The sequence below is a fragment of the Donghicola sp. genome (genome assembly GCF_025210255.1).
Classification (GTDB): Bacteria; Pseudomonadota; Alphaproteobacteria; order Rhodobacterales; family Rhodobacteraceae; genus Donghicola; species Donghicola eburneus.
Genome location: NZ_JAOARZ010000043.1, coordinates 47,150 through 60,739 on the forward strand (window position 1 = coordinate 47,150; position 13,590 = coordinate 60,739).

The 13,590-nt window shown below is 59.2% G+C and carries 9 protein-coding genes; 5 read left to right on the forward strand and 4 right to left on the reverse strand.

The genetic code is table 11. From position 1 onward, the window contains the following. Positions 1–89 precede the first annotated feature (89 nt). Genes N4A58_RS19760 through N4A58_RS19775 form a run of 4 tightly spaced genes read left to right on the forward strand, consistent with a single transcriptional unit; the run spans position 90 to position 5,416 of the window. Positions 90–1,853 (forward strand): acyl-CoA dehydrogenase, encoded by a 1,764-nt coding sequence (locus tag N4A58_RS19760; RefSeq protein WP_293712966.1) that lies wholly within the window; start codon positions 90–92, stop codon positions 1,851–1,853. A gap of 21 nt (positions 1,854–1,874) precedes the next feature. After that, entirely contained in the window at positions 1,875–2,684 is an 810-nt protein-coding gene (gene dmdD, locus N4A58_RS19765) for a methylthioacryloyl-CoA hydratase (protein WP_293712968.1), read from the forward strand. Between the two features lie 15 nt (positions 2,685–2,699). Next, entirely contained in the window at positions 2,700–4,307 is a 1,608-nt protein-coding gene (locus N4A58_RS19770; protein ID WP_293712970.1) for an AMP-binding protein, read from the forward strand. Positions 4,308–4,312: 5 nt separating this feature from the next. Continuing rightward, a complete protein-coding gene (locus tag N4A58_RS19775) occupies positions 4,313–5,416 on the forward strand; it encodes a dimethylsulfoniopropionate demethylase (protein WP_293712972.1) in 1,104 nt (367 codons plus the stop codon). Between the two features lie 43 nt (positions 5,417–5,459). Here N4A58_RS19775 and N4A58_RS19780 read toward each other — a convergent pair whose 3' ends face one another. The 4 genes from N4A58_RS19780 to N4A58_RS19795 all read right to left on the reverse strand — a co-directional run bounded on the left by N4A58_RS19780 (position 5,460) and on the right by N4A58_RS19795 (position 13,060). Further along, positions 5,460–6,476 carry a phosphotransferase family protein gene (locus N4A58_RS19780; protein WP_293712973.1) on the reverse strand — a complete coding sequence of 339 codons (1,017 nt, stop codon included), beginning with the start codon at positions 6,474–6,476 and terminating at the stop codon, positions 5,460–5,462. After that, complete coding sequence (locus N4A58_RS19785; protein WP_293712974.1) at positions 6,473–7,681, reverse strand: acyl-CoA dehydrogenase family protein; 1,209 nt, start codon at positions 7,679–7,681, stop codon at positions 6,473–6,475. The genes N4A58_RS19780 and N4A58_RS19785 overlap by 4 nt, the downstream gene beginning before the upstream one ends. Positions 7,682–7,700: 19 nt before the next feature. Then, positions 7,701–8,429: an SDR family NAD(P)-dependent oxidoreductase gene (locus N4A58_RS19790; protein WP_367177060.1), complete on the reverse strand. Its 729-nt coding sequence runs from the start codon at positions 8,427–8,429 to the stop codon at positions 7,701–7,703. A 167-nt stretch (positions 8,430–8,596) separates the two neighbouring features. Further along, the gene (locus tag N4A58_RS19795) at positions 8,597–13,060 is read right to left on the reverse strand and encodes a glycoside hydrolase family 9 protein (RefSeq protein WP_293712976.1); all 4,464 of its coding nucleotides are present in this window, start codon (positions 13,058–13,060) and stop codon (positions 8,597–8,599) included. Positions 13,061–13,227: 167 nt separating this feature from the next. On the opposite strand from N4A58_RS19795, the gene N4A58_RS19800 reads away from it, so the two are divergent. Beyond that, the gene (locus N4A58_RS19800; protein WP_293712978.1) at positions 13,228–13,581 is read left to right on the forward strand and encodes a hypothetical protein; all 354 of its coding nucleotides are present in this window, start codon (positions 13,228–13,230) and stop codon (positions 13,579–13,581) included. Positions 13,582–13,590 lie beyond the last annotated feature (9 nt).

Here is a 13,590-nt window from a genome sequence, read left to right on the forward strand (position 1 = left end):
GGATAATAAATTGGCAAGAGATGAGCTTATTGGCAAGCTATGAACTGCGGTACTGACGGGAAGCCATAGGAGTCACTGGGGAGTGAGGGATGTCCTATCAGCCGCCCGTACAGGATTTGATGTTCTGCATCGAACACCTGTCCCATTGGGACAAGGTGTCAAAATTGCCCGCGCAGGCGGACACGGATTTGGCAGATGTCGCCGCCGCGCTTGAGGGTTTTGCCCAATTCTGTGCAGAACAAATTGCACCGCTTTCGTACGTCGGAGACGCTCAGAGCGCGCATTTTGACAAAGGCCGCGTGACCCTGCCCAAAGGTCATGCGCAAGCCTATGCTCAGTTCGTTGAAATGGGTTGGCAAGCGCTGCCGCACCCTGTGGACTACGGTGGTGTTGGCCTGCCCCGTGCCGCTGGCGCCGCTGCGGTCGAGATGCTGAATGCCGCTGATATGAGCTTTGGTCTCTGTCCTTTGCTGACCGATGGAGCGATCGAGGCGTTGTTGCTGACCGGCTCGGACGAGCAGAAATCGACATATCTTGGCCCGCTCATTTCGGGGCGTTGGTCAGGGACAATGAACCTCACTGAACCTCAGGCGGGCAGTGATTTGGGCCGTGTCGCAACCAAGGCAGTGCGGCGCGAGGATGCCAGCTACGGAATCACCGGCACCAAGATTTACATCACCTACGGCGCCCATGATCTGACCGAAAACATCATTCACCTTGTGCTGGCGCGCACGCCTGATGCCCCTGCAGGCCCCAAGGGGCTGAGCCTCTTTGTCGTGCCGCAGAAACTGGTGGGGCCAGACGGGACCTTGGGCCCCGAAAACACGGTGAACTGCGTCAGCATTGAACACAAACTCGGGGTCCGTGCCAGTCCGACAGCGGTGCTGGACTACGCAGATGCGACAGGCTTCCTGATTGGTCAGGAGAACTCTGGGCTGGAGTACATGTTCATCATGATGAACGCCGCGCGGTTCACTGTAGGCGTGCAAGGGGTCGCGGTCTCTGAGCGGGCCTATCAACGCGCCTTGGCCTATGCGCGGGACCGCGTACAGAGCCGCCCCGTAAACGGATCGGTCAAAGACGCCGTGCCAATCATCGACCACCCCGATGTGCGCCGGATGCTCTTGCGGATGCGCAGCCTGACCGAAGGCGGTCGCGCCATGGCTACGGCGACCGCAGGGCTTTTGGATTTAGGACATCACCAGCAGGATGCAGAAACGATTGCTCTGGCCGAGTTCATGGTGCCGCTGGTCAAAGGCTTCTGCACCGAGCGAGCGGTCGAGGTCACGTCGCTGGGTGTGCAAATCCACGGTGGCATGGGCTTTATCGAGGAAACCGGCGCAGCCCAACACTATCGTGACGCGCGCATCCTTCCGATTTACGAGGGCACGACGGCCATTCAGGCAAACGACCTGTTGGGCCGCAAAGTAATGCGCGATGGCGGCGCAACAGCGCGCCGGTTTGTCGCGCAAATCGCCGAAACTGAGGCGAAACTGGCACGCGGGGACAGAACAGCTCAGGCCATCGGCCAAGGTCTTGGGCTGGCGCGCGCCGCCTTTGAGGACGCGCTCGATTGGCTGCTGGAAAACAGCAAACAGAATATCGACGCAGCCTTTGCAGGCTCTGTCCCGTTCCTCATGCTCACCGGCAATTTCGCGGCAGGATGGCAATTGGCGCAAAGCGCGCTCATCGCGCAGAACCTGCAGGAAAATGGACAGGACAGTCCCTTCCTGACGCAAAAAATCGCCACTGCGCTGTTCTATGCCCGACACATCTTGCCTGACTGCACTGCAGAAAAGACGCGCATCCTACAGGGCGCTGACAGCCTGCTGACCGCAGCATTCCCCGAGTAACCCCGCGAAAGGACCCGACCCATGAATGACGTCGTGAACCCCGACACCTACGAACGCCTCGATATTACCGCGCGGGACAATGGTTTGTACGTCGTGACCCTAAACCGTCCTGAAAAGCGCAACGCATTGGACGTGATCACGATTGAAGAACTGATCCGGTTCTTTAGTGGCGCGCGCATGGCGGGCGTCAAGGCAGTCCTGCTCCAAGGAGCAGGTGATCACTTCTGCGCAGGCCTTGATCTGGTCGAACACTGGAAGGCAGACCGCAGCCCCGATGACTTCATGCACGTGTGCCTGCGCTGGCACGAAGCGTTCAACAAGATGGAGTATGGCGGAGTGCCCATCATCGCCGCGCTTAAGGGGGCCGTTGTGGGCGGCGGTCTGGAACTGGCCAGCGCGGCCCATGTGCGCGTCATTGATCCCGGCACTTATTTCGCTCTGCCAGAGGGACAGCGCGGGATCTTTACTGGTGGTGGCGCAACGATCCGCGTGTCGGACATGATCGGCAAGTATCGCATGATCGATATGATCCTGACCGGTCGCGTTTACCAAGGCCAAGAGGCCGTGGATCTGGGATTGGCCCAATACATTGTCGAAGAGGGCGGCAGCTACGCCAAGGCCCTAGAGCTGGCCGAAAAGGTCGCGCAAAACCTGCCGCTCACCAACTTTGCGATCTGCTCGGCGGTAAGTCACATGAACAACATGTCCGGCATGGACGCAGCCTACGCCGAAGCCTTTGTCGGCGGCATCGTCAACACCCAGCCCGCCGCACGCGAGCGTCTTGAGGCCTTTGCCAACAAGACCGCAGCTCGCGTTCGGCCCAACACCTAAGCAGGCGGAACGGGAATGCGACACCATTTCGAGGCCCTGAAAAAGACAGGGGCGAACCACTTGTCCCTGTCCCCATTGTCGTTCTTGCGCCGCGCCCAAAGCCTGCACGGCCCGCGAACAGCCGTGATCTATGGAAAAACCCAACGCAGTTGGTCGGACACCGTTGCCCGCATTCAGGCAGTTGCAGGCGGTCTGGTCGGGCTAGGCCTTCAAAAGGGCGACACCGTCTCGGTCCTCAGCCCGAATATCCCGGAACTGTTCGAGTTGCATTTTGCCGTGCCCCTGACGGGCGCGGTTCTGAACACGCTCAACACACGTCTCGAGCCCGAAACCATCGCCTATATCCTGGACCATGCGGACACCAAGTTGGTCATCGTGGATCGGGAACTGGTGCCGCTGTTGACACAAGCCTTTGACCTCTTGGGGCGCACCGTGCCGGTGGTCGAAATTGCCGATCCCGCCGCTGCCGGAGAAACCCTTGGCGGTCCAACCTATGAGGAGCTGGTTGGCAGTGATCCTCTGCCCCTTGTCCTGCCTGATGACGAATGGGACGCGATGGCGCTGAACTATACCTCGGGCACCTCTGGCCGGCCTAAGGGCGTCGTTTATCATCATCGCGGTGCCTACCTGATGGCGATGGGTACAGCGTCCGCGTGGCAGATGCCGCCTTATCCCGTCTATCTGTCTGTGGTTCCCATGTTTCATTGCAATGGCTGGGGGCATCCGTGGCTTATGGCGATGCTCGGCGGAACCGTTGTTTTCACACGTACCCCTGCCGCAGGTCTGATCCTTGAGGCGATCCGCACCCATGGCGTGACCCATTTCGGTGCGGCGCCCATCGTGCTGCAGATGCTGGTCGAGGCAGGTGCCGCCGCCCCCTTTGACCCAGAGATCCGCGTCATGACCGCTGGTGCACCGCCGCCCCCGTCGATCCTAGAAAAGACCCGCGCGATGGGATTTGACGTGATGCAAGTGTACGGGCTGACCGAAACCTACGGGCACATCTCGCAGTGTCTTTGGCAGGAAGATTGGCATAATCTCACGCCCGCAGAGCAAGCCGAATTGCAGGCACAGCAGGGCATCGCCTTTCCCATGGTCGAAGAGGTCGCGGTGATCGACCGCGCCAGCGGCGCGCCTGTCCCGCGCGACGGCACCACTCAAGGCGAAATTGCCATTCGCGGAAACACGGTCATGGCGGGCTATTACAAAGACGCCGACGCCACGGCAGCGGCCTTTGCCGATGGGTGGTTCTGGTCCGGGGATGGCGCAGTCGTGCACGATAACGCCTATGTCCAGATCCGTGACCGGCTCAAAGACGTGATCATCTCGGGCGGGGAAAACATCTCTTCGGTCGAGGTCGAGGCCGTGCTCTATCGGCACGAAGCCGTTCAAGCTGCCGCCGTAGTCGCCATGCCCCACGCAAAGTGGGGCGAAGTCCCCTGCGCCTTTGTCGAACTGCGCGATGGGTTCACCCCGACCGCAGACGACCTAATCGCCTTTTGCCGCGCCCATCTGGCCGGTTTCAAAGCCCCAAAGGCTGTCATTTTTGACACCCTCCCCAAAACATCCACCGGCAAGATCCAGAAGTTCCAGCTTCGCGATCGCGCCAAAGACCTGGAGTAACAGGAATGGCTCTGCTCTCACCTTCGCGCAGGCTTCGTCGCACCGCTTTTTCTGAGGGGGTGGAGGCCGCAGGCGTCAAAGCCTACACGGTCTACAACCACATGCTCTTGCCCACGGTGTTCCGCTCGGTCGAGGAGGACTACCACCACCTGAAGCAAGCGGTGCAAGTCTGGGACGTTGCCTGCGAACGGCAGGTGGAGCTACGAGGCCCCGACGCCGGACGACTTGCCCAACTGCTGACGCCCCGCGACTTGCGCGGAATGCTGCCCGGTCAGTGCTATTATGTGCCCATCGTCGACGAGACGGGCGGTATGCTCAACGATCCGGTCGCCGTCAAATTGGCCGAGGACCGCTGGTGGATTTCGATTGCCGACAGTGACCTGCTCTACTGGATCAAGGGTCTTGCCTATGGCTACCGACTCGACGTGCTGGTGGATGAACCGGATGTCTCGCCCCTCGCTGTCCAAGGTCCTCGCGCCGATGATCTGATGGCTGCGGTGTTTGGCGATGCCGTGCGCGACATCCGCTTCTTCCGGTTCGGTCATTTTGATTTTCAGGGACAGGACATGGTCGTGGCGCGGTCCGGCTATTCCAAGCAGGGTGGCTACGAAATCTATGTCGAAGGCGAACACAACGGCATGCCCTTGTGGAACGCCTTGATGGAAGCGGGCAAAGATCTGGACGTACATGCAGGCTGCCCTAACCTGATCGAGCGGATTGAAAGCGGGCTGCTGTCCTACGGCAACGACATGAACGACGACAACACGCCCCACGAATGTGGACTTGGCAGGTTCTGCAACACCCAGACTGCCATCGGCTGTATCGGGCGCGATGCCCTGCTTCGCGTCGCCAAGGAGGGTCCGGTCAAGCAAATCCGCGCCATCGCAATTGATGGACCGCCCGTTCCGGCCTGCGATCGCTGGTGGACCTTGATGGCGGGCACCAAGCCTGTCGGGCGGGTATCCTCGGCCGCGTGGTCGCCGGATTTCGGCACCAACGTCGCCATCGGCATGGTCCGCATGACCCATTGGGACGATGGCACCGAACTGACCGTCCAAGCCCCTGACGGCTTGCGCCACGCCACCGTCCACGAGGCGTTCTGGAACTGAAACGCCTGCGATAAGTCATATTGGCGCGTGATTGAGGGCGAACCTAGTGCTTGCCCTCGATCACCTCGATGCCGCGTCTGGCCAGACGGGCGCCCATGTCCATGTGATTTGTCGCATCCGAGCCCGCCGCTGTACCTGCGCGCACCCGATCCGCGATGCCGACCCAGATCACCGCAAAGCGGAACAAGGCAAAGGCGCGGTGAAAGGTGGTCAGCGGCGCCATACCGGGGCTCTTTTCCATATAGCGGGCGACGAACTCTTCTTCGGATGGCAGGCCAAGCGCAGCATGGTCCAACCCCAGAATGCCCCCGTATTCATCGGGCGAGGTGTGCCACGCCATGCAGCAGAACCCAAGATCGGCCAGCGGATGCCCCAAGGTCGACAGCTCCCAATCCAGAATGGCGGCGACGCGCAGAGCGGCGGGATCAAAGATCACGTTGCCCATGCGGTAATCACCGTGGGCCAGGCTGACGCGGCCGTCATCCTCTGGCTGGTTGTCGGTCAGCCATTTCGACAGTGCGTCCAGATCGGGGATCGGGTCTGAACTGCTATCCTCCCACTGGCGGGACCAACGGCGGATTTGCCGTTCAAAGTAATTTCCCGGTTTGCCGTAATCCCCCAGTCCGACCTCATTCGGAACGACTGCGTGCATCTGCGCCATAGCGTCGGCCAGCCCCATCCACAGATCGCGGCGCTCGTGCGGCTCTGCCTCGCTGAGAGCACCGTCGGGGAAGACTCGCCCTTCTACCCGCTCCATCAGATAGAACGGCGTTCCCAGAAGGTCGGGGTCCTCGTGGAACACAACGGGACGGGGCACAGGCACGCCTGCGGGATGCAGCGCCGCAAGAACACGGTGTTCGCGGTCAACCGCATGGGCCCCGCGCAGGATGGGGCCGTTGGGCTGCTTGCGCAGCACCATGCGATGATCGCCATAGGTCACGAAATAGGTCGGGTTCGACTGCCCGCCTGCGATGCGCTGAACCTGTAGCGCTGCCGAGGTGCCGAAGTGATCCTTCAGGAACCCCTCAAGACGCGCGGTATCAAAATCGATATCGCTCATGCGCCCACGTCCCATTCCCAGAAATCGCGACCCTCTTTTTCCACGTTCCGGTGCAGGACCATCTTGTGGACCTCGTCCGCGCCATCGACCAAACGGGCCTGACGGGCGTAGCGGTAAATCCACTCCAGCGGCGTGTCCTTGGAATAGCCGCATGCGCCATTGATCTGGATCGCGGTATCGGCGGCCTTGTGCAGAACGTTCGCCACGTGGACCTTGGCCATTGAGACCTCTTTGCGGGCATAGCCGCCGCGGTCCAGCTCCCACGCGGCCTTCATCACCAAAAGCCGACCGATCTCGATCTGCATGGCGATGTCGCCCATCATCATTTGCACGCTTTCGCGTTTTGACAGACGCTCACCAAAGGCAAAACGGTTGTGGGAATATTCGCTGGCGATCTCGACACAACGCTTGGCCAGACCCAGCCAACGCATGCAGTGGGTCAGACGGGCTGGCCCAAGGCGGATCTGGGTCAGTTTCAGCCCGTCCCCTTCGTTCATCAACAGGTTTTCAGCGGGGATGACCATATCCTCGTAAACGACCTCGCAGTGACCGCCATGCTCTTCGGGGCCCATGATCGGGATGCGGCGTTCGATGCGAAAGCCGGGAGTGTTCTTCTTGTGAAGGAAAGCCGACAGCCCCTTGCGCGGATCGTCCGAGGTGCGGGCAATCAGGATGAAGTGGTCACTGTCTTCGGCACCGGTGATGAACCATTTGCGGCCACGGACCACGTACGTATCGCCGTCCTTCTTGGCCGTCGTCAGCATCATGCCTGCGGGATCAGAGCCTGATCCTGGCGCAGGCTCTGTCATCACAAAGGCTGATTGCACGTCTCCGCGCACGATGGGCTGCAACCACTCTTCTTTCTGCTTTTCGGTCCCGACTTTTTCCAGCACCTGCATGTTGCCGTCGTCTGGCGCTGCCGAGTTGAACACCACCGGCCCGAAAATCGAGCGGTTCATTTCCTCATAGCAAACGGCCATGCCCTGAAGCCCAAGCCCCTGCCCGCCGGTTTCCTCTTTCAGCTGCAAGCACCACAGACCTTGGGCTTTTGCGCGGGAGCGTAGGTCCTGCAGCAGGTCTTTGCGGATGTTTTCGTGGGCATCGTAGTTGGCGCGATCTGTCTCGATCGGCAGCAGCTCGTCCTCGACAAAGCGGGCGATGCGGTCGCGATAGTCCTCGATGCGGGGCGAAATGGTGAAATCCATGGAAAGTCCTTCCGAAAGTCTAGAGCGAGGACACAAGATGACCGCCGTCCACGACGATCTCGGCACCCGTCATGAAGGCGCCATCCTCGGAGGCCAGCAGCAAGAGCGGCCCGTCCAAATGTTCCATCTGCCCGAGGCGGCGCTGGGGCACGCGTTTGATCAAGGCCTTGCCCGCGTCCGAGGCAAAGAATTCGCGGTTCAGATCAGTCTCGATATATCCGGGGCACAAGGCGTTCACGCGAATGCCATAGCGCGCCCATTCCAGCGCGAGGCTTTTGGTCATCTGCACCACGCCCGCCTTGGCGGTGGCATAGGCCGACAGGTTGCCCGCCACCCGCAACCCAAGGATCGAGGCGATGTTGACGATACTGCCCCCCTTGCCCCCATCGACCAGCGCCTGCCCTGCGGCCTGCGCCACCCGAAACACGCCGGTTAGGTCGGTATTGATCACCCAGTTCCAGTCATCTTCAGCGGTCTTCAGGGCAGGACCGTCATAGGTCACACCCGCATTATTGATGACCACATCATAGGGCCGGTCGAAGGCGGCTCTGACACTCTCGGCGTCGGTCACATCCATCGCCACGGCTCGCGCGCCGCCGCCAATCTGCGCCACCAGAGCCTTGAGCCGGTCGACGCGGCGGGCGGAACAGGTGACCTCTGCCCCTTGGGCCGCTAGCACTTTGGCGAAATGCGCCCCCAGCCCCGAGGACGCGCCTGTCACCAGCGCAGTTTTCCCCTGCAACTTCATGGTATCCTCCCTCTCCTCGCCAATACTCTGGCAGTTCGAGGGCGCGCTCGGCAATGAAAGACATGTAGAATGCGCAAGTGACCCAGCGCAACACGTGGCAAGCGACCTCTGACAGCGCGGCTATGCCAAGCGCTGTCAGAACAATCGGCTCTTCCCTATAAACTTGCCTAGAGCAGCGTGTCTTCGACGATCAGAGCGGCCAAAACCCCAGAGAACCCAGCGTTGTAATCTGTCGCGACCTCGTTTTGGACGTAGTCTGTGCGATCGTCGGTGTAATTGCCCGACTGGTCCGGACCGCCCAAGAGCGCCCCCGTCAGAGTGTACAGATTGTCCGCGCTGTCATTCACATCCGTGACCCCCGAGGCGGCACGATGATGCGGGTTGAGCGGATAGTCCTCGCCAAACCCGACCACATAACTTTGCCCATCCGGATTGTCGCCGAGCATGTAATCGATTTGGTCAGAGGCAAAATCGAAGAGGTCCGAGGCATAGGCGTTATCGCCCATCTCTTGGGCCAGATCAGCACGCTCTACCGCGATGAACCCCATATTGGCGGCATATCGATTGGCCCCCCAACTATCGAGCCACGCCAATCCGTCATTGGTATCGGTGCCCGGCGTACGGGCGAGCGAATTCATCATGTAGTCCAGATGTGCGTCTACATCGTCAATGTAGCTGGTGTCTTGGGTGGCTTCGGCCAATAGCATCGCGACACCGTTGGATTTGTCATCCCAACCCAGAGCCCAATATGTCGAACCGCCGGGATAATAAGCCTCAGCCATCTCGAGATAGCTTTGATCCCCCGTCGCCTCATAAAGCCAGGCAGCCCCCCACGACAACTCATCCTGATAGCCGCTATAGCTGTTGTAGAAGGATTGTGCATCGGTCACGGCATCCGTGTAGGTGCCTTGATATGTCTCGGCAAAGTCGTAGAGCTGGATGGCGGTATCAATCAATTCATCCGCATAAGCCGTGTCCCCCGCATTTCGGAACACGATCGAGGCCGAGGCCAGTGCCGCCGCCGTTTCTGCGGTGACTTCGGTGCCCGGCATATCTGCGGTAACGGCATAGGTTGGACGCGACATGGTAATGTCTTCGGGCGCGCCCCAGTATGCGTGATCAATGTCCCCATCGCCGACTTGCGCGTAGAAGATGTCATCGCTCAAATCAGCGGTGCCATTATCGTCGTAGCAGCGCATGAAGTAATCGGTGACCCAGCCTAGGTGGTTCAAGATATCCTGTGTGGCCCCCGCAGCTTGGTACCCTTCTGCATAGTCTGCAGCGCCCCATGCGAGCATCGTCGCGGAGTACGCCATCGGGAAGCCAAACTTGACGTGATCGCCTGCATCGTACCACCCGCCGGTCAGATCTACGCCAACATCTGCGCCATCCGTCAGCGCGCTATCACCCCGCCAGTCCAGCGGATAATCTTCATGAAGTGCGCCAGAATACTGCGCGTAGTAGAAATCCATCGACATATCGAGCACATCTGCATGGTCCGCCGCATCAAAGGGCGAGTCTGCAGTCGTGTCCGATCCGCTGTCGGTCTCTGTGGTGGAGCCGGTATCATCCACAGGCTGCGTGGTCTCGGTGCTGCCATCCAAAGCCACTGTCAGAGTCAGCCCATTAGTTGGCACCGTTCCGTCAGCGGTAAAGCCAAAGGTCTTGGACTCGCCGGGGTTCAGATCCAGAGTCCAATCCGCAGCATCAAAGACCACATCTCCGTCCGCCTCGTTCGTGAATGTCGCGCCCCACGCATCCCGCACCGTGAATCCTGGGGAGTCGATCAGGATCGCGAACGCCGAGACCGTAGCGTCCGTGTCGTTGGTGACAGTGATGTCGCCGTTGAACCCGTTGCCCCAGTCGTTGGTGATGACGAAACTTGCGTCGGGTAGATTAAGCGTGTCGCCGCCTGCGCTAACATCATCACCCGTGCCAACCGTATCTTCCCCAGTTGTGACAGTGTCCTCTCCAGCTGTCACGGTATCGTCGCCGATGGTCACCGTATCCTCGCCAGTCCCGACGGTATCGTCGCCCGTACCAACGGTGTCTTCGCTTGTGTCAGGTGTTTCGCTGACGGGATCAGCTGGGTCTTCTGCCACAGGGTCCTGACCAATCACGTAGGTCACGCCATCAACGATCGCGGAATAGGTGATCGATTCCTCCGGCGGGATCGTTCCACTGCCGTTAAACCCGATCGACACCGACTGGCCGGGGTTCAAGTTATCCCCGTAGCCGCTGCCCATGATGACCAAATCGCCGTTCGTGTCGGTAAACGAGGTCGCGCCCCACGTGCTCGAGACCGTAAAGGTCGGATTTGAAATACGAATTTCGACGTTATCAACGATCTGATCTGTCGTATTGACGATGTCGAGATAAGTGGTGAAACCGCTGCTCCAGACGTTCCCCTGACGCCATGTGATAGAGGGCAAATCCACGCCAGTATCATCTGCATTACCTGATTGTACGCTGTCATCGCTAGAGGTGTCCGTACCGTCGTCTGTGGACTCTACAGTATCGTCGCCGATCGCCACGGTATCCTCGCCTGCGCCGATGGTGTCGTCTCCAACGGTGGCGGTATCGTCGGCAGTATCTCCGGTATTGGTGCCGGCATCTGTCGTCTCATCACCTGTTCCGCCGGTTTCAGTCCCCGCATCAACGGTCTCCTCACTCGCATCCACCGTATCGTTGCCAGACTCCACAGTGTCGTCCGCCGTGGTGTCGGCCTCTTCGCCAATCACATAGGTGGTGCCGTTGATAATCGCGGTGTAGGTAATCGTCTCGTCCGCGGGCACGCTGCCGTTGCCATTGAAGCCGACAGAGATCGATTTGCCCGGCTCGGCATTCAAGCTGTACCCCGACCCGCTTATCACCAACGTGCCATCCGCCTGCACCGATGACGTCGCCCCCCAACTATTCGAGACTGTGAAGCTGGGATCGGTGAAAATGATCTGAAAATCCTCCATCACCTCGCCTGAAATGTTTTCGATATCGATATAGGTGGTGAACCCGCTGCTCCAGACCGTGCCTTGCCGCCATGTAAAGGTCGGCAAAGTCAAATCAGCGGGCGCTGTGTCCGGTTCTGTGTCAGTGCCAGAATCCGTGCCGGTGTCTGATGTGCTGTCGGTGTCCGAGGACGCGGCTCCCTCGTATGGCAAAGCAGGCTCGGCGTTGGTGTCAGGGGTATCCTCCGCCGTTGCCACGTCGAGCAGCGCGTCATCATCCAAAGTCGTGTCGGCAAAGACAAACGACTCCACATTCCGTGTCAGCGTCCGCCCCGCCGCACCCGTCAGGTAGATATCCGAGCCGTCCGCTGTGATCACGTAGTCGGACAGAGCTCCCTCGAGCACCAGCGTATCCGTCGCAGCCCCGCCGTTGATCGTGTCATTCCCAGCCGATCCGTGGATGACGTCGTTTCCGTCCCCACCGTTGATATAGTCATCCCCTGCCCCGCCATGCGCGGTGTCGTTTCCGCCAACCATCCAGAGAACGGCGCCAGCATCACGGGCATAGGCCTCGTCTCCCTTGCTGCTCGCCACGAGCGTGCCAAACGTGATGGGATTGGTGGTTGGATCTGTCGGGGCACCATAGCGTTCACCCTCGTTATAAAAGGTTGTCCACGCCATGTAGTCCTGCTCGGTTTCATTCCGAACCATCTCGTCGACGACCACCGAGTTGTACTGATCGCGTCCACCGTGAAAGTTGATGTCGCGGTTCGTGTAGGTGACGTGAACAGAGTTGTTGCTGGCCGTTGTGTAGCTGGCAAACAGCACAGCATGGCGCGTATCGGTGATGGTTAGGTTTGAGAAATCGCTTTCATAAACATCGCGGATCCAGACCGCATAGCCGTTGCCGCCTGCCCCTTTGTTCAACGTCCCGTCCATGACAAAATCATCGAGCGTCGCATCAATGCTGCCAGCAAAGGTGATCCCGTGGCTGATGCCGTCGTCGATCCCGATATTTGTAAGTGTCGCGCCCGTTGTTCCGCCGACCATGATCATGGTCTGGCCTTGACCGCTACTGTTGTAAAACGCACCTGGATCAGCGTCTCCATACGGGCCGACCATGGTTAACCCTGACAGCGTGTTGCCCTCTATCAGGTTGCGCGTCTGCACCTCGGTGATCGCGGGATCAAAATCAAAAGTAAGCGGTGTCTCAAACCCGACGATATCTCCGTCGACCGAGGTCACCTCCACCATCATGGTCCGCAGAGGATTGCTCTTGAGCCATTGGGTATCGCCAATCTCGTCGAAATATTCAAAGGTGTTCTCAGCAGCGATATAGATGTAATCGCCCACTTGGATATCGTGCCCCGACGCCACTGTGATTGACGTATCTCCGACCGAGGCCGCCTCTGCCAAACCGTCCGTCGCAGCGATGTCTGTTTTGTAGAGCTCAAGCCCCAGCACAATCGCGGGATCCGACCCGATGGCAGAGGTCACCTCGATAACGGTTTCGCCGCGACCTTGGCCAATCAGCGAGACGTTGCTCTGGTTGATCGTCACCGTCCGGTCAAAGGAATATGTGCCCGCTTGCAACACAAAGGTCGTGCCCTCTGCCGCGCTGTCGATCATTCTTTGCAATTGCGCTGCGGTTGTTCCGAGCGGGACGTCGATAAAAGTGTCGGCCATGATCTTCCTCAAATAACTTTTTCGCAGACCACCGCGCACGTCATCAAAGCGCACATACTTTCGCGTATGCGCAGTCAGACCAATCGCAGTGTCACTTGATTCTTTCAGTGAATTACCAAGACATTAGCACGTCATCTCTTGGTTGAGTAAGGACTGAATGCACAGTTATGTCGGTCATTATTTGCAAAAATATTTACCATTCTGCGTGCCGTATCTACGACGTGATCCGTGACGCGAACCGGACAGTTAAAACTGCGGTATCGAACCCGACGCGCAACAACTTGTGGCTACAGCGCTCAGTAGTGGTTGCGCTGAAAAGCTCTCTCAAAGCCCTATCGGCGCGCCATAGACTGCCCGAAAACTTCTCGCTTAAGCCCAAGCGGGCGCGCGCGCTTCACGTCGCAATCACGGATTTGAAAGAAAAAGTTTGCGCCGACTCACAAATCGCAGCTATAGAAACGATAAAAATGAGCATGGCGCTAAACAGCGTTACTACAAGAAGCAGGCAAAGCACCCTATGAACCCTCTAC